14 protein-coding genes are annotated in these 16,322 nt (G+C 68.2%); 3 read left to right on the top strand and 11 right to left on the bottom strand.

Translation table 11 applies throughout. From position 1 onward, the window contains the following. Positions 1–3: 3 nt before the first annotated feature. From F0U60_RS30770 to F0U60_RS30780, 3 genes are read right to left on the bottom strand one after another with little or no spacing between them, the layout of a single operon-like run. A complete protein-coding gene (locus F0U60_RS30770) occupies positions 4–303 on the bottom strand; it encodes a Carotenogenesis protein CarS (protein ID WP_395805055.1) in 300 nt (99 codons plus the stop codon). Continuing rightward, positions 300–959: a DUF1109 domain-containing protein gene (locus F0U60_RS30775; protein WP_395805057.1), complete on the bottom strand. Its 660-nt coding sequence runs from the start codon at positions 957–959 to the stop codon at positions 300–302. The genes F0U60_RS30770 and F0U60_RS30775 overlap by 4 nt, the downstream gene beginning before the upstream one ends. Next, the gene (locus F0U60_RS30780; protein WP_395825529.1) at positions 959–1,498 is read right to left on the bottom strand and encodes an RNA polymerase sigma factor; all 540 of its coding nucleotides are present in this window, start codon (positions 1,496–1,498) and stop codon (positions 959–961) included. Before F0U60_RS30780 ends, F0U60_RS30775 begins: the two co-directional genes overlap by 1 nt. A gap of 205 nt (positions 1,499–1,703) precedes the next feature. On the opposite strand from F0U60_RS30780, the gene F0U60_RS30785 reads away from it, so the two are divergent. Together F0U60_RS30785 and F0U60_RS30790 are read left to right on the top strand one after the other, a co-directional pair. Continuing rightward, positions 1,704–3,860: a cation:proton antiporter gene (locus F0U60_RS30785; RefSeq protein ID WP_395805060.1), complete on the top strand. Its 2,157-nt coding sequence runs from the start codon at positions 1,704–1,706 to the stop codon at positions 3,858–3,860. Between the two features lie 66 nt (positions 3,861–3,926). Beyond that, positions 3,927–4,748: a helix-turn-helix domain-containing protein gene (locus tag F0U60_RS30790; protein WP_395805062.1), complete on the top strand. Its 822-nt coding sequence runs from the start codon at positions 3,927–3,929 to the stop codon at positions 4,746–4,748. 7 nt (positions 4,749–4,755) lie between these two features. Here F0U60_RS30790 and F0U60_RS30795 read toward each other — a convergent pair whose 3' ends face one another. From F0U60_RS30795 to F0U60_RS30805, 3 genes are all read right to left on the bottom strand, one after another. Further along, positions 4,756–7,557: a cation-translocating P-type ATPase gene (locus F0U60_RS30795; RefSeq protein ID WP_395805064.1), complete on the bottom strand. Its 2,802-nt coding sequence runs from the start codon at positions 7,555–7,557 to the stop codon at positions 4,756–4,758. A 140-nt stretch (positions 7,558–7,697) separates the two neighbouring features. Beyond that, positions 7,698–8,960, bottom strand: a complete 1,263-nt coding sequence (locus F0U60_RS30800; RefSeq protein ID WP_395805066.1) for an SLC13 family permease — start codon at positions 8,958–8,960, stop codon at positions 7,698–7,700. A 49-nt stretch (positions 8,961–9,009) separates the two neighbouring features. Next, a complete protein-coding gene (locus F0U60_RS30805; protein ID WP_395805068.1) occupies positions 9,010–10,704 on the bottom strand; it encodes an HAD hydrolase family protein in 1,695 nt (564 codons plus the stop codon). A gap of 705 nt (positions 10,705–11,409) precedes the next feature. Between F0U60_RS30805 and rnk the strand changes: the two genes are divergently transcribed. Continuing rightward, on the top strand, positions 11,410–11,826 hold the full coding sequence (gene rnk, locus F0U60_RS30810; RefSeq protein ID WP_395805070.1) for a nucleoside diphosphate kinase regulator: 417 nt from the start codon (positions 11,410–11,412) through the stop codon (positions 11,824–11,826). A gap of 34 nt (positions 11,827–11,860) precedes the next feature. On the opposite strand, the gene nadD is transcribed toward rnk, so the two are convergent. Genes nadD through F0U60_RS30835 form a run of 5 tightly spaced genes read right to left on the bottom strand, consistent with a single transcriptional unit; the run spans position 11,861 to position 16,312 of the window. Further along, complete coding sequence (gene nadD, locus F0U60_RS30815; protein ID WP_395805072.1) at positions 11,861–12,421, bottom strand: nicotinate (nicotinamide) nucleotide adenylyltransferase; 561 nt, start codon at positions 12,419–12,421, stop codon at positions 11,861–11,863. Continuing rightward, positions 12,418–13,101, bottom strand: coding sequence for a hypothetical protein (locus tag F0U60_RS30820; protein ID WP_395805074.1), 684 nt, complete (start codon positions 13,099–13,101; stop codon positions 12,418–12,420). The genes nadD and F0U60_RS30820 overlap by 4 nt, the downstream gene beginning before the upstream one ends. Beyond that, entirely contained in the window at positions 13,098–14,291 is a 1,194-nt protein-coding gene (locus F0U60_RS30825; RefSeq protein WP_395805076.1) for an exo-beta-N-acetylmuramidase NamZ domain-containing protein, read from the bottom strand. The genes F0U60_RS30820 and F0U60_RS30825 overlap by 4 nt, the downstream gene beginning before the upstream one ends. Before the next feature lie 14 nt (positions 14,292–14,305). Then, positions 14,306–15,553 carry an adenylate/guanylate cyclase domain-containing protein gene (locus F0U60_RS30830; protein ID WP_395805078.1) on the bottom strand — a complete coding sequence of 416 codons (1,248 nt, stop codon included), beginning with the start codon at positions 15,551–15,553 and terminating at the stop codon, positions 14,306–14,308. A gap of 60 nt (positions 15,554–15,613) precedes the next feature. Next, positions 15,614–16,312, bottom strand: coding sequence for a tetratricopeptide repeat protein (locus F0U60_RS30835; RefSeq protein ID WP_395805080.1), 699 nt, complete (start codon positions 16,310–16,312; stop codon positions 15,614–15,616). Positions 16,313–16,322 lie beyond the last annotated feature (10 nt).

Raw genomic sequence — 16,322 nt, forward strand, 5'->3', positions numbered from 1 at the left:
CGGTCACAGAGCTCTCCGCGACTCAGACAGCCGGCGCCGTGCCCACTCCGGGATGAGCTCCAGCTCCTCCGGGAAGAACAGATCCTCTCCAATGTCATCGACTCGGACCTGGATGAGCGGATCATGCGGGTACTGACGGCTGGGCTCGTCGAACACCAGCGCGACCACGACACCGGTGCGGCCCAGGAACCGCCGATTCACCGAGCCATCTGACGAAGCGTTCACGAGCTTCACCGTCTCGCCGATGCGCACGGGGGCGCCGTCCACGTTCTCGACCACGATGAGTGAAGGATCCTGAATCATGGTGCAAATGACCTGGGGAGAAGGGAGCGAGAGACAGCGAACGTTGCGACGGCGATGAGCACCCACGCCGACAAGTGGTAGCCCAGGACATGCCGCCAGCCCTGGGCACAGGCGAGCTCGCCCACGAAGGCCCCCGTCGTACCCACGGACAGGCCCGCCAGGACGGCACGCAAGGGACGAAAGGCAGCGCTGCGCAGGAGCACCACCGCCACGACCAAGGGGATGAGCCCCAGCCCGACATGGCTGGCTGTGCAGACCCACTCCGGGAGGGTGGATTCCGCATGGACGCCGCTCCGGGCCAGGACGAGCACGGTGGCGCTCACCATCGCCATGCCGATGCCCCAGAGCGGGAGCCGCCCTCTGCGCGGAGAGAGCGCCCCCCAGGCACACACCGCGCTGGTGGCCCACAGCAGCGCCAGCAGGGGTGCACGACCGAGCAGGACGGCGCCAGACGACGCTCCCACCCCCCACATCACTCCGGCCACCACAGTCGTCAGGAGCGCCGAGGCGGCGAACATCCAGGCGGCCTGGGTGCGCCAGCTCCGCACCGGGCGCTTCCGGGCCAGCTCCTCGCGAGCGACCCGCAGGGCCCGCTCGGCGGCGGCGCTGTCGCTCCGCAACTCTTCCGCGAGCAAAGTCTCCAGAGGCGAGCGCATCAGGCCTCCTCCAACTCACCCAGCAACAGCCGGAGCTTCTCGTAGCCACGGTGGGCACGGACGCGCGCCGCCACCACGCTGATGCCTCGCATGGAGGCAATCTCCTCGAATGACCACCCCTCGACCTTGTTGAGGATGACGGCCTCGCGCTGGTCCGGGGGGAGCTGCTGCAAGGCATCCTGGAGGCGCCTGCGCATTCCGGGGTCACCCACACCGGGCGCGACCGACGAGGGCGTGGCATCACCCGTCTGGGAGTACGCCTCAACGTGCTGGCGGCGGCGCAGGGCATCCCGCGCGGCGTTCGCGGCGATCGTCAGCAACCAGGGAGCGAAGCGAGTGCCCGGCTCGTACCGGCCCCGGGACCGGATGACGGACAGGAAGGTCGTCTGCAGCAAGTCCTCCGCGAGTGGACCGTCCCGCACCATGCGCGTCAGAAAGCCCTGCACCCGCCCCGAATGCCGGGCGAAGAGGGCCTCAAACGCCTCGTGTTCACCATCGCAGAACCGTTCCATGAGCTCTTCGTCCGAGGGACTCCCCATCCGCTGGCTCACTTACGCACCACCTCCAGAAACGTTTCCGCGCCCCGTTCCACTACCCGCGAGAACTCCAAGTTCTTGAAAACGTTGAGAGAATTTTCGTGCCGACCGAGCCTCCGTCGCACAGCCGCCGGGTTGACGCCGCGCCACGTCAATTGATAAGTGCCCCCTTAACGCTTAACGACACCCACCCCGCCCAGGAGGCTGAATGCACGCACTGGCTCATAACGCGCTAACCCTGCTCATCGTGCAATTCCTGGTGATTATGGGGTTGTCGCGGCTGATCGGGCGAGGTGCCCGGTGGCTGGGGCAGCCTCTGGTCATCGCCGAGGTTCTCGCGGGCATCCTGCTGGGCCCCTCCCTGCTCGGGTGGGTGGCTCCGGGTGCCATGGAGTGGCTGTTCCCCAATAGCTCCATGCCGGTGCTGAAGATGCTGAGCCAGGTAGGGCTCATCCTCTTCATGTTCCTCATCGGGCTGGAGCTGGACCCGAGGCTGCTCAAGGGCAAGGGCCACTCCTCGGTGGTCATCAGCCACACCAGCATCATCGTGCCCTTCATTCTGGGAGCGGCGGCGGCGCTGTGGCTCTATCCGAAGCTGAGCGATCCGTCGGTGCCGTTCTCCTCCTTCGTGCTCTTCATGGGCGTGTCGATGAGCATCACCGCCTTCCCGGTGCTCGCACGCATCCTCACGGAGCGGCGGCTGCTGCAGTCCAAGGTAGGTGCCATCGCCATCACCTGCGCGGCGGTGGACGACGTGACGGCGTGGTGCCTGCTCGCCTTCGTGGTCTCCATTGTGCGCGCCACGAGCCTGATGGAGGCGGGGCTCACCACCGTCCTGGCGATGCTCTACATCGCCTTCATGCTGTTGCTGGTGCGGCCCTTCCTGGCGCGGCTGGGCGCGCGCGTGGCGAGCAAGGATGGGCTCACGCAGAACGTGGTGGCCCTCACGCTGATGATGCTGCTGGCGTCCGCGTGGGCCACGGAGCTCATCGGCATCCATGCCCTCTTCGGCGCCTTCATGATGGGAGCGGTCATCCCCAAGGAGGGCGGGCTGGCCGAGTCGCTGGCGGAGAAGCTGGAGGACGTGGCGGTGGTGCTGCTGCTGCCGCTCTTCTTCGCCTTCAGCGGCCTGCGCACGCAGATCGGGCTGCTCAACAGCGGCGAGACGTGGCTGATGTGCGGCCTCATCATCCTCATCGCATGCCTGGGCAAGTTCGGTGGCAGCGCGGTGGCGGCGCGCCTCACGGGCCTGCGTTGGCGCGAGGCGGGCGCGGTGGGCGTCCTGATGAACACCCGCGGGCTGATGGAGCTCATCGTGCTCAACATCGGCCTGGACCTGGGCGTCATCTCCCCCACCCTCTTCACCATGATGGTGGTGATGGCGCTGGTGACGACGTTCATGACCACGCCGCTGCTGCGGTGGATCTACCCGCCCGAGGAGCTGATCAAGGACCAGATCACCCTGGAGCCCGTGGCTCCGATCCAGAGCGCGGAGCCCTTCACCGTGCTGATGTGCGTGTCACACGGCCAGGCCGGAGCGGCCATGGTGACGCTGGGGCGTGCGCTCACGCAGAGCCCCACGGAGCCCTCGAAGCTCTATGCCCTGCACCTCATCCGCCCGACGGAGCGTGCCTCCTTCCACCTGAAGCATGATCCGGAGAAGGCCAGCAGCAACACGCTGGCACCCATGCTGAGCCGAGCAGGCAGCCTTGGACTCGACGTCCGCCCGCTCTCCTTCGTCTCCACGGATCCCGGGCTCGACATCTGCCGCACCGCCGAGGCCAAGCAGGCCGACCTCATCCTCCTGGGGTGGCACAAGCCGCTCTTCAGCCAGACGATGCTCGGCGGCACCGTGCACGAGGTGATGAGCGAGGCAGGCACGGACGTGGCGGTTCTGGTGGATCGCGGCCTGGAGAACATCCGCCGAGTGCTCGTGCCCTTCATCGGCAGCCAGCACGACCGGGCGGCGCTCGGGCTGGCCCGACGGCTCCTCCAGCAGGGCCAGGTGGAGATCACCGTCCTGCACGTCACCTCGGGCGCCCACGGCCAGACGGGGACGCGGACCCTGGTACAGGAGCTCTTCCCCAAGGGCGCAGGGCATGTGCACTTCAAGGTGGTGGAGCATTCGTCTCCTGAGGAGGCGGCACTCGAGGAGGCCCGGAGCGGGTATGACCTCGTGGTGGTGGGCGTGGGTGCGGAGTGGGGGCTGGAGGATCGCCTCTTCGGCCTGCACCGCGAGCGCATCATCAGCGAGGCCTCCGCCTCCGTGCTCGTGGTACGCCACCCGGCCTCCTCACCCGCTGCGGAGGCCCTCACTTCGGAGCAAACACAGGGAGAGCTCCCGGCCAGCAATGCGGCGAGCTGAGCTGCTCGCCGGGTGTCGCGCCCTGGCCAGGGTATTTCCCTCATGAGGAGAGGAACTGACGAAGCCATGCATCTGGGAGCGACCCTCCGGCTGTTACGTGTAGACGCCGGGCTGAGCCTGCGAGACCTGGCCCGGCGCATCGGCGTCTCCAGCGCCTACTTGAGCCGCGTGGAGAACGGGTTGGATGCCGTTCCCACGCCGGAGCGGCTCGCGGCCATCGCCCGCGAGCTGGACGTACCGCCCCTGCTGCTGATGGACATCTCGCACCGGGTGAGCCCCTTCGTGGCCAGCTACCTCGAGCAGGAGCCCGGTGCCGGCTCGCTCTTCCTGGACATCGCGCGGCGACGGCTCTCGGGAACCCAGCTCGCCCGCCTCCGGGAGCTCCTCGACTCGGAGTTCCCGGTGCGCGCGGCCACCGGACGGGAGGAGCCCGCCCCGGCGCTCGCCCCCCTGCTGGCACCCGAGCGAATGGTGCTTCGGCTCACCTGTGCCGCCCTGGACGATGCCCTGGACGTGGCCGCCGGCCGATTCGGCCCAGCCTGCCCCAGGCTGGGAGCAGCCCAGGTGATGGCGGAGCTGAAGCGCCGAGAGAAGGATGCCTCCAGCGCGGTGGGCAGTGGCGTGATGGTGCCCCACGCCTTCGTCGCCGAGACCCCCCCGATGGCCACCCTTGTGACCTTGGCGGAGCCGCTCCAAGCCGAGACGCCCGATGGGAGCCCCCTCCGGCTGTTGATCGTGCTCATCGGCGAGGAGCGTGGTCGCATGCGGTTGATGCGGCTCGCTCACATGGCGCGACTGGCGAGCCGCGGCCTCGCGGAGCGGCTGCTCGATGCCCAGCACCCCCAGCAGGTCATCGAGCGGCTGGCGGAGATGGAAGCGCTCCGCTGAAGGTCACCTACCCCGCCGTCGCGCGCCGTGGCACTCGCAGGGGGAGCCGCGTACCGGCACCCCGCTCGTCTCGCGTTCGCCGCGAGCGCAGCCACTTCTCCACGCTGATGACGGGCAGGACCATGGCCCCGACCAGCGCGCACAGCCCCAGCGCCTCGAGCGACAGCGGCGCGGTGTTGAACACCGCCTGCATGAAGGGCAGGTAGATGAACCCGAGCTGCAGCAGCACCAGCGTCCCGATGCCCAGGTAGACGAAGGGGTTGCTGAAGACGCCGATGCGGAAGAACGAGTCGCGCAGGGAGCGGCAGTTCAGCAGGTAGAAGATCTGGAACATGATGACCGTGGTGACGGCCATGGTCTGCGCCTCGCGGAGGGCCAGCTCGTGACCCAGGCGCCCCACCTCGGCGTTGTACTCCCAGAGGAAGAGCCCGGTGGCGCCCGCGCACATCAGCACCGCCACCAGCACGGTGCGCATCACGACGAAGCCGCTGAGCACGGGCGCGTCCGGGTGACGAGGCATCCGCTGCATCACGTTCGGCTCCCGGGCCTCGAAGGCCAGCGGCAGCGCGAGCGCCACCGTCGCCACCAGGTTGATCCACAGGAGCTGGGTGGGGAGCATGGCCAGCAGTGGCTCGCGCTCGCCGGCGACGCGCAGGATGGGGAAGAAGGCCACGCCGACGATGAGGATGAGGGCCAGCCCCAGGTTGGTGGGCAGCACGAAGGCGAGCGACTTGATGAGGTTGTCGTAGACGCGCCGCCCCTCCTCCACCGCGGCGGCGATGGAGGCGAAGTTGTCGTCCGTGAGGATGATGTCCGCGGCCTCCTTGGACACGGCCGTGCCGGTGATGCCCATGGCCACGCCGATGTTGGCCTGCTTGAGCGCGGGCGCGTCGTTGACGCCATCCCCCGTCATGGCCACCACCTGCCCCTCCGTCTGGAGGGCGCGCACCAGGCGCAGCTTGTGCTCGGGCGCGACGCGGGCGAACACGTTGGAGGAGAGGGCCGCCTCGCGCAGCCGCGTGTCATCCAGCTCCGCCAGCTCCGCGCCCGTCACCGCCCGACCGTCCTCGAGGATGCCGAGCTGCGCGCCAATGGCCTCCGCCGTCTTCGCGTGGTCACCGGTGATCATCTTCACGGTAATGCCCGCCGTGTGGCAGGCGCCCACCGCGCTGATGGCCTCCTGACGAGGCGGATCGATCATCCCCTGGAGACCCAGGAGCCGGAAGCCGCCGGTCACGTCCTCGTTGCGCAGGCCGTCATGCGAAGCCGGAAGGGACTTGCTCGCCACGGCCAGCACGCGCATGCCGCGCGAGGCCATGCGCTCCACCTCACCGAGCACCTTGTCGGCATCGACACCGTCGTTCAGGACACAGCGGCGCAGCACCACTTCAGGAGCCCCCTTGAGGAGGAGGTTGCGGCCACCGCGCCCGTCCTCGTTGAGGGTGGCCATGAACTGGTTCTCGGACTCGAAGGGGATGGCGTCCACGCGGCGGTGGCAGGCGCGCAGCTCCTCCACCTTCAGGCCCGCCTTCGCCGCGGCGACGAGGAGCGCACCCTCGGTGGGATCGCCCGTCAGCTCCGAGGCGCCCTCCTTCTCACGGACCGAGGCGTCATTGCAGAGCGTGCCGGCCACGAGCAGCTCGCGGGCATCCTCGGGCAGAGAGCTCAGCAACTGCTCGTCTCGACGCAGCTCGCCCTGGGGCGCATAGCCCACGCCCGAGACGGTATAAAAACCCTTGGGCGTCCACAGCGCCTGGACTGTCATCTCGTTGCGGGTGAGCGTGCCCGTCTTGTCGGAGCAGATGACGGTGGTGCTCCCCAGCGTCTCCACGGCGGGCAGCTTGCGGATGATGGCGCGGCGGGAGGCCATGTACTGCACGCCAATGGCGAGCGCGATGGTGACGATGGCGGGCAGGCCCTCGGGGATGGCGGCCACGGCCAGCGTGAGCGCGGCCATGAGGGACTCGGCGATGCCGTAGCCACGCACCAGGCCCACACCCATCAGGACGACGGAGATGACGAGGATCGCGATGGTGAGGTAGCGGCCGATGACGGCGATCGCCTTCGTCAGCGGCGTCTGCAGGTCCATCGCCTCGCTCAGCAGTTGGGAGATACGGCCGAGCTCGGTGGCGCCGCCAGTGGCCACCACCACCGCGGTGCCCGTGCCATAGGTGACGTGCGTGCCACCGAAGGCCATGCTCGTGCGATCACCGACACCCGCGCTCGCGGGGACAGGAGCGACTCGCTTCTCCGTGGGAAGAGACTCACCCGTGAGCGCCGCTTCCTCCACCTGGAGGTTCCGCCCGGCAAGCAGCCGTACGTCCGCCGGCACCTTATCTCCCGAGGCGAGCAGCACCACGTCCCCAGGGACAAGCTCGGAGGACGGCACCGTCACCTTGCGGCCGTCGCGCAGGACCGTGGCGTTCTCCGGCACCATCTGGGTGAGCGCCTCGATGGCCTTGCCCGCGCGGAACTCCTGCACGAAGCCGATGAGCGTGTTGAGGACCACCACGGCGAGCACGATGAGCCCGTCCGCTACCTTGCCTAGCGCGATGGCCAGGCCCGCCGAAGCGAGCAGCACCCAGATGAGAGGGTTGTTGACCTGGCGCCACAGCAGCGTGAGCGGGCTCTCGCCGGAGACACGTTGCAGCACGTTGGGGCCGTGGCGTTCGAGCCGGGTACGGGCCTCAGCGTCGGAGAGTCCCTCGGGGCGGGTCTGGATGGCCTCGAGGACCGCTTCAGGTGGCAGCGAGTGCCAGGGCTGAGCCTGGGAAGAAACCGTCGGAGAGTCTGTCTGGGGCGGGTTCATGTCGCGCTCCTCCGGGCTCAATCTGGGGAGCGCCCCACCCATCAGCAAAAAGAGAATCCTCCCCTGACGCTTCGAGAAAATCGAAGTCGACCCGGCGCGTGTTGCTGGCCCCAAGTGGGGAGGCAGGCGCTCGAAGGCCCCTACATCGGCCAGGCCCACGGCACGAGCACGAGGAGCGCGGCGAGCATCAGCGCGGTCAGGGGCCCCCCGAGTCGGAGAAAGTCGCCGAACCGGTAGCGCCCGGGGCCGTACACCAGCATGCAGCTCGGCTCGAGTGGGGTGACGAACGAGCAGGAGGCGGCGAGCGCGATCCCCATGACGAACGTGCGGGGGTTCACGCCCAGGCCCGCGGCGGCGCTCAGCCCGACGGGCAATACCACGAGCGCCGCCGCCTGGTTGCTCATCGGAATGGAGAGGACGACGGTCAGCAGCATGAGGCAGAACAGCACCAGGCGCGGGCCGCCAACGCCAGCGACCTCGGCCGCGAGGCCTCCGAGGAATCGCCCCGCACCGCTCTTCTCCATGGCGAGGCCGAGCGCCATCATCGAGCCAATCAGCAGCACCACCCGCCAGTCGATTCGGAACGCGTGCTTCGCATCCAGACAGCCGGTGAGGACCATGAGGAGGACTCCCGCCACGCCCGCGACGGACAGGGGCACGAGCCCCACCGAGCCGAGGACGAGCACGGAGACGAAGATGGAGAGAGCGAGCCATGCCTTGGAAGAGCGCGGCGCCGCCATGTCCTCGACGATCGGCAAGTCCCGCGCCCGCCCCTCCTCCGTGCCGACACCCGCCCGAGCGGGCAGAGCCACCGGCGCCAGCAGGAGGATGATGGCGACACCGAGGAGCGCCGCGGGCAGCCCGGCCGGAGTGAGCTCCAGGAGGCCGATGGGGCTCAGCCCGAGCTCGTCGAGTCGCGCGGAGACCACCAGGTTCGTCGAGGTCCCATACAGGAAGCCCATCCCGCCCAGGATGGAGGCGAAGGCGAGCGGCATCAGCACCCTGCTCCTCCGCAGACCGGCGGCCCTCGCGCCTCGCAGGGCGGCCGGGAGGAAGGCCGCGGTGGTGACCGTGTTGGGAACGAAGGCCGAGAACACCACCACGAGCAGCATCAACCCCAGGAGGAATCCCCGAGAGCCGAGCCGACCCAGGTGGGCCAGCCAGCTACCCGCCCTGTGCATCACCCCGGTGGCCGACAGCCCCTGCGTCATGGCCAGGAGCGCGAAGATGAAGATGACCGTCTCGTTGGAGAACCCGGCGAACGCCTCCGCCGGCGTGAGGACTCCCGTCAGCGCGAGCAGGCAGACGACGGTGAGTGCCGTCACCTCGAGGGGAATCGTCTCGATGGAGAAGAGGACGATGCCGATGAGCACGATGGCCAGAACGAGTGCAATCCCAGTCATGTCGTAACGCTCCAGGAGAGGGCCCACCCGGCCGCGGCTCCACCTCTCCTCAGGCCGGAAGCGCGTACCGATGGGCGATGGCACCGCGGACCCGTCGGCGGCTCTCCGCCGCGGGAAGCTCATAGCGTCGCTCGATGGAGGAGATCTCTCGAGCGAGCTCGTCATCACGAAGGACGTTCCGTATCCAGCGCGAGAAGTCCCCATGCCAGAGGTGGAAGAGCCACACCTGCTCATCCACCCCTTCCGCCGCCTGGCAGAAGGAGCTCAGGTTGTTGACCCGCAGGTGGAGCGTCCCCTCTGGCCCTCGGAAGACGAAGCTCCCTGAGCCCAGGTCTCCCTCCACATGCCCGTGGAGGCGGCTCAGGCGCTCAGCGCGCCCAGGTGGAATCCTCAACCACAGGGGCCACTGCCTCTCGGTGATGAACCAGGCGAGCGCTTCATCCTCCTGGCCAGCGCCAAGCGGTAGGAGAGGTGCAGTCTCGTTGAGCGCCTCGGCCAACTGCCCGAGAACCCGCGCTGGAGCCGGTCCAACAGCCACGGCGACATCGACCTGCCCAAGGATGGACTGCGCCACCTCCCTCGGGTCCTCCGCCAGCAGAAGGGTCTCCCTCAACTTCGAGGAGCCCCCCGTGGCGACGTGCCCTCTGGAGGGCCACAGGTACTGGGCTCCATTGACGACAAGCCAGTGAGGCCGCCCCGTCCGCCTCCGCATCACCGCCAGCTCCGAGAACAGCTCGGCGCAGAAGTCCGGCTGCTCGCGGGGAAGCAGCCCCGTGAGGTCGACCACGAGCTTCACCGATGGCTCCGCCAGGGCCGCGATGACCTCGGAGATACGGGGCACGCGCCGTCGGCTCCCCAGCTTCACCATGTCCTCGCGCAGCTCGAAATCCCCTCGCGGGTCGATGACACACGGCTGGTACTTCTTCTGGATGAGGCGCTCGAGGAGCCCAAAGGCATAGCTCGCCCCTCCGCTGCCTCGCGGCCCTGCGACGAGAACGTTGTCTCCGTAAGCAGGAATGCACACCGAGTGTCCGGCTCCATCGAAGCCGAGCAGCAGCGAGTCGTGGGGAATGCTCGCCCCGGCCGTCTGGAGGTCGTCGCGGACCAGTTGCTCGATGAGCTCAACCACCCCAGCATCAGCCTCTGCTCTCGTGACGAAGGCCGCTCGCCTCTTGAGCGCGGGCAGAGCATCCGCCATGGCAACCGCGCACTCACTCACCGCCAGGAGCGAATGGTCATTGGCTTCGCTCCCGATGCTGACGACCTCGTGCGCGGACAACCCGAGTGACAGGAGCGCCTCCTGGAGGCCCGCCCCTTTGTTGACGCCCGGAGGCACCACCAGCGCCGACTCGCCGCAGAAGACGACCTGAAGCTCGAGGCCGAGCTCTCGAACCGTTTCAACGAGCGCACACGCGTGCGACGCATGGGTATAGACGGCGACCTGGCCCCGCTCGACAGGAGCGAGGACGCGCCGGCGAAGGGCCTTCACGAAGGACTCTGGAATGGGCCCGCCCAGGGACATACTCTCGCGGCGGGCCGGCCAGTGCAGGACAGCTCCGTTCTCCGCGATGACACAATCGAAGAGCTCCAGATGGGGGCAGACCGCGCCCAGTTCTCCGAGTCGCCGCGCACTCACCAAGAGTGCACGCCGACCCGAGCGCCGCAGTTGCTCGAGCGCTGCCTCGATGCGACCGGCGGTGGACAGGGTTCCATCCAGGCTCATGGCGAGAGCCAGGTAACGCATGGAGACCTCCATTTCGGGTGATGGATAGAGAGGGAGACAGAGTGACCGAACAGGTCCTCAACGACCGCGAGCGCCTCTCAAGGGAGAGGGGTCGCGGTGCGGAGGAGAAGCCAGGCAGCTGCCCTGTGGAGCACGCACACGCGCTGGCACAGCTCCGCCCGATACCTCACACTTCCGTTATGGGCTGGCAGCGGCAACATGCGCATCTCGGCGTTTCGGGGTCCACGACGATGCACGGTTCACATCGTCCTCTTGGCCAACCCCCGCGAGAACGGGCTTCTTCCCCCGCCCTGGGGCTGTTGCGCGAGCAGACCGGGCACTTATAATCGCGCGCGGTGCACGCACGAGGCGTGGTGTACTCCCCAGGTGACTGAACTCATGAAGCCCCTCTGCCCAGCTCCGATGAAGTCCGGTACGCGCTGGGCCGTGGTGCGCCGAGTCCTGCTCGCCCACGGCCGGGCAACTGCCTGGCTTGAGTCCCACGCCGCCCGCCCCCGCTTCTAGAACCCCGGCGTACGGCGTCCCAGCTCCTCCGACGAAAGCTGCCAGAGGTCCGCTCCCGTGCGGCCCAGTCCTGACAGCGCGCGAGGGCTGACCCAGCTGCGGCGCCATGCGCGTCCGCGCCCCGTCCCGGCCGCATCTCTCCTTCTCTTCCCTCACCTACTCCACGCCGCAGTGCGGCCATTGCCCAAGAGGAACATTGGAATGACCCAAGAGCGACACATCATCGTCACGGAGACGGACCTCCAGCGCCTCCAGCGTGTACTCGATGTGCACGGCAGTGGGCGCAACGCCGAACTGGCCGAGCTGCTGGAACAGGAGCTGGCCCGGGCCGAGGTGATGAGCGCGCAGGAGGTCCCCGCGGACGTGGTGACGATGAACAGCACCGTCGTCTTCGAAGACGAGGAGACGGGCGCACGCCGGGAGGTCACACTCTGCTACCCGCAGGATGCACGCAGTGACGAGGGCCGCATCTCCGTGCTCGCCCCCATCGGAAGCGCTCTCATCGGCTTGTCCGTGGGCCAATCCATCGAGTGGCCGTTCCCGGGCGGACGCACCCGGACGCTCCGCATCGTCGCGGTGCCGTACCAGCCGGAGGCGGCGGGGCACTTCCACCTCTGAGCCCGGCGACCCACGACGTCCGAAGCCGCCCGGCTCACAACCCGTAGAGATGGTGCTCGCGGGCATGGGCGAGCACCCGCGCAGGCACCAGGTCCGAGGGCAGCTCCCCTCGGGTCAGACGCTCACGGATCTCCGTGGAGGACACCTCGGCCAGCGGCGGCCCCACGGTTCCGTCGGCCGGGTAGCCCGCGCGGTACAGCACCAGCACGCGCGCCATCTGCTGGATGCGGTCGAAGTCCTTCCAGTGCGGCAGATCCTTGAGGATGTCCGAGCCGATGATGAGCGAGTAGCGGTGCTCCGGGTGCCGCGCCTGGAGGAACTCCAGCGTATCCACCGTGCGCCCGTCCTTGCCCACCTCGCTCTCCACCCGCGAGGTCTTCATCCAGCCCGAGGCGTCCTGGCACATCAACTCGCACATGCGCACGCGGTGCTCGAAGTCCTCCGAGCGCTTGCCGAAGGGATGGCGAAACGTGGGCATGAGCCAGACCTCATCCACGCCCTGGGTGGCACGCACGTAGTGAGCGGCCATCAGATGGCCCACGTGGGGCGGATTGAACGAGCCACCGAGGAGCGCGACCTGCAAAGGGGGCCTCACTTGACGGACAGCTTCGAGCGGCGATCCACCACCAACGCTTGCGGCTCCAGGACCACCTTCCCGTCGAGCCGGAAGGCGGAGAAGCGCAGGTCCCTGTCCTCGCGCTCCAACAGGGCACACGTCTGCTCCGCGGCGCCGGCCAGCCGGCCCGGGGACATGAAGTAGCGCGGGCCGATCTGCACCAGCTTCGGCTCGGACTCCTTGCCGTGGATGAAGAGGATCGCGTTGACCAGGTCGTCCCGGGTCAGATCGTTCTTGTCATGGACGAGGCACACGAGCGACTCGCCCACCATGTCCAGCACCTTCCGAGGAATGCTCGGGTCCCTGTACTGGATGGAGTCCCGCTCCGGCGTGCGCAGGAAGTGCTCGCGCACGAGCATGGGATCATCCTCGAGTTCCTTGAGCACGTCGTCTGGGATGGACAGCGAGCGCGGACGGGGCCTCTGCTCGGTGACAGCCAGCCAGCGAGCCACGTCCTCGATGAAGTCCGCGCCCGAGTACTCCCGTCCCCCTCGGCTGCGCTCCCGCCGGTCGAGGATCCACTCGTCCAGGTCCGAGTAGCGGCCCCCGAGGAAGATGAAGCGCTGGGCACCCTTGCCCCGCAGCAGCTCATAGGCCGCGTCAAAGGCGGCCAGATCTCCATGGCTGTCGGACAGGATACCGATAACGTCTTGGCTCACGACCCTAGAGCGTACAGCAGGTGACGCTCCCTCCGCTTGGCGAAGTCCCGGGCCTGCGTCTCGAAGCCTTCCAGTAGACGGTCCAGCGGCCAGCCGGCCTCAATCCCCTTGCGGACCTGATCCGTGCCACAGAGCAGATCAAAGGCGGGCACGTCGTCCACGAATTCGTAGGCGTCCTCACGCCAGGCGAACCCGCTCCCCTTCCCCAGCTCGTAGAGGGCCTGGAAGATGGCAATGCCCGTCCGCAGGGGGAGGAAGGAGTCGCGGTCGGTGACATGGATGAAGGCTCCATTGCAGGATTCACCCTTGTACTTGTCGAAGGTGGGGGTGAAGCCCACAGCACGGAAGCGGACCCCGGGAAGCTTCTCGCGCTCCAGGCGGGCAATCAGCGCGTCCGAGTCCACCCAGGGAGCACCGAACTGCTCGAAGGGACGGCAGGTGCCGCGGCCCTCGGAGACATTGGTGCCCTCGCCCTGGCACATGCCCGGGTAGACGAGCGCGGTATCCGGGGTGGGCATGTTGGGCGAAGGCGAGATGAAGGGCAGCCCGGTGTCGGACCAGAAGAACTCGCGACGCCAGCCCTCCATGGGTACGACCGTCAGGTCGCACCCGAAGCCCTGCTCGTCATTGAAGAGGCGAGCCAGCTCGCCGGCCGTCATGCCGTGCCGGTTGGGGATGGGATACAGGCCCACGAAGGAGCGGTAGCGCTCCCCCACGAGGTTGCCCTCGATGGCGACGCCGTTGAGCGGGTTGGGCCGGTCCAGCACGTAGAACGGAATCTTGGCCTTGCCGGCGGCCTTCATGGCCAGGGCCATGGTGTAGACGTAGGTGTAGTAGCGGCTGCCCACGTCCTGGATGTCGAAGACGAGCGCGTCCAGGCCCTCCAACCACTCAGGGCGGGGCGAGAGCGACTCGAAGGTGGAGCCGTAGAGGCTGTGCACGGGGACGCCGGTGCGGCGGTCCCTCGCGTCGCCCACGGCGACCATGTACTGGGCCTCGCCGCGCACACCGTGCTCGGGGCCGAAGAGGGCCGCCAGCTTCACCCCGGGCGCCTGCACCAGCAAGTCAGCCAGGTGGCGGAAGCGCGAGTCCACGCTGGTGGGATTGACGATGGCCCCGACCCGCTTGCCCTTCAGAGGGGCAAAGCCCTGCTCCACCCAGACATCCAGTCCCGTCTTCACCCGTGTCATGTCATCCCCCACGTTCAGCGTCCGAGCTTCTCCAACGCCTTCTGCGCCGCCTTGCGCGAGTTGCATCCGGCCTGGAAGAAGCCTCCCGGTTCCTCGCCCGGCCCACCCTCCTTGGCCAGGTCCTCCAGCTCGCCGCGTGCGGACACCCTCTTGAACTCGCCCAGCGCATCCGCGGCGTTGGCGCGCACACGGCACTCCGGGTGCTTCAACATCTCCGTGAGCCGGTCCCCAGCGTCTTCGTTGCCAGCCTTCAACGCGGAACGATAGTGCTCCACCGCCCGGTTGGGCGCATCCAGCGCCTCGTCCAGTCGCCCAAGCAACCAGGCCCGCCTGCCCGGGGCGTCCTTCTCCTGGGAGATGAGCTCCCGGGCACTCCCCGCGAGCTTGAGCTTCTCTATCGTGCTGGTGGCCTTCGCCACGTCCTTGATGGCGGACTCGGCGGGGCTGTCGCCCAGCACGACGAAGCCCACCCCGAGCAGCAACAGCGCCAGCGCACCGCCGCCCACTGCCACCCGCCTCGAGGCGGGCCACCAGCGCCGATGGGTCTTCACCGCCAGGATGGCCGTGCGCGTGCGCGCCACGAGCTGCCCGCCGACAGCCGCCGCGGTGGCCGCCAGGTCCGTCCCCGGCGTGAGTTGGAGCGAGGGGACGCGCGAGAGCGCCAGGTTTCCGAAGGGAGGCTGCTCGTTCTCGAGCGGAGCGTCGGCCCCGGGTGTCACGTGCACCACGGAGGGTGTCTCCACGCGGTAGGGCCCGCGAGGCACGCGGAAGACGCGGATCTTCCCGGGGATGCCCTTGAGTTCGAAGACGCCCACCTCCAGCGATGGCACCTCGGCCTTGTTCATGGCCAGGTAGACGGCCTCGGTGAAGAAGACCTCGCCGGCCTCGGCGATGGACTCCACGCGGGAGGCGATGTTCACGGGCTCGCCGAAGACGTCGTTGGACTCCAGCCGCACCTCGCCCACGTTGATGGCCACGCGCACGTCCAGCCGCTCGGCATCCGAGGCACCGCGGTTGTAGTTCCAGAGCCGATCCTGGATGGCCATGCCACTGAGGACGGCCTGGGTGGGCGACACGAAGGTCACCAGGAAGGCGTCGCCGATGGACTTGATGATGCGTCCGCCAAAGGCCTTGAAGACCGGGGCGAGGAGATCATGGTGCACCTTGAGCAGGCGCTGGTTCTCCTCGAGGGTTTGCCGGCTGGTGCGCTCGGTAAAGCCCTTGATGTCGGTGAACACAATGGCGAGGTTGGCGGTCTTCAAGGCGGGCGCAGTGTATGCAGTGGCGCCTGCGACGCAACGAGACAGGGAACGAAAGGTCTCCTACCGACGTGACGGGCGCAGAGGCCGCATCTTCTTGGAGGGAGCGGGCGGCTCCAGGCTCGCCCGTACCCTCGCTGCGAGCTGAGGCCGGCCCGTGCGCTCATAGAACTCGGCCAGATGGCGGAGGACCAGGGCGTTTGTCGGCTGCTCACTTTTTAAGAGAAGCAGCTCCTTCTCGGTGTCCGCCACTCGGCCCTGCTGCTCGATGGCCTGGATGAGCTGGAGGCGCACCTGAACCCACTCGGGGCGGGAGCGGCTGAGCAAGCGGTAGTGCATCTCGGCCTTGAGCCAGTCACCCAAGGAAGCCCAGAGGCCAGCAACACGGAATCGGGCATCCTCGTAGGACGCACGATAGAAGAGGGCCTGTTCATAAGAACGGGCCGCGCGCAGGGGCTGGCCGCGCTCTTCCCACAGCAGCCCACGCAGGTAGTGGACCCGGGGGTTCTCGGGTGCCGCGGCGGCGGCCACCTCCAGGTGGGCTTCGGCCTGGTCCAGGTCCCCCCCGAGCTTCAGCAGCAGACGGGCCGCTTCCACCCTGGGGAGGGCCTGGTTGGGCCAGGCCTGGATCACGGCCTCGACGGACTCCAGGGCCCCGGAGGTATCACCCGACGCCTCCCGCGCCAGGGCCGATGTCAGGTCCCCCGGAGCGGGTGCGTCCATGGCCGCCGCGAGCGTACCCGCTACCAGAAGCCAGAGCATGGCCCGCTGA

Source organism: Archangium minus (assembly GCF_044360475.1).
In the GTDB taxonomy this organism is placed as follows: Bacteria; Myxococcota; Myxococcia; order Myxococcales; family Myxococcaceae; genus Archangium; species Archangium minus.

Bases quoted from the DNA above. Each gene is read 5' to 3' on its own strand.
- F0U60_RS30770 (WP_395805055.1), bottom strand. From the start codon at position 303: ATGATTCAGGATCCTTCACTCATCGTGGTCGAGAACGTGGACGGCGCC.
- F0U60_RS30775 (WP_395805057.1), bottom strand. From the start codon at position 959: ATGCGCTCGCCTCTGGAGACTTTGCTCGCGGAAGAGTTGCGGAGCGAC.
- F0U60_RS30780 (WP_395825529.1), bottom strand. From the start codon at position 1,498: ATGGGGAGTCCCTCGGACGAAGAGCTCATGGAACGGTTCTGCGATGGT.
- F0U60_RS30785 (WP_395805060.1), top strand. From the start codon at position 1,704: ATGCACGCACTGGCTCATAACGCGCTAACCCTGCTCATCGTGCAATTC.
- F0U60_RS30790 (WP_395805062.1), top strand. From the start codon at position 3,927: ATGCATCTGGGAGCGACCCTCCGGCTGTTACGTGTAGACGCCGGGCTG.
- F0U60_RS30795 (WP_395805064.1), bottom strand. From the start codon at position 7,557: ATGAACCCGCCCCAGACAGACTCTCCGACGGTTTCTTCCCAGGCTCAG.
- F0U60_RS30800 (WP_395805066.1), bottom strand. From the start codon at position 8,960: ATGACTGGGATTGCACTCGTTCTGGCCATCGTGCTCATCGGCATCGTC.
- F0U60_RS30805 (WP_395805068.1), bottom strand. From the start codon at position 10,704: ATGCGTTACCTGGCTCTCGCCATGAGCCTGGATGGAACCCTGTCCACC.
- rnk (WP_395805070.1), top strand. From the start codon at position 11,410: ATGACCCAAGAGCGACACATCATCGTCACGGAGACGGACCTCCAGCGC.
- F0U60_RS30825 (WP_395805076.1), bottom strand. From the start codon at position 14,291: ATGACACGGGTGAAGACGGGACTGGATGTCTGGGTGGAGCAGGGCTTT.
- F0U60_RS30835 (WP_395805080.1), bottom strand. From the start codon at position 16,312: ATGCTCTGGCTTCTGGTAGCGGGTACGCTCGCGGCGGCCATGGACGCA.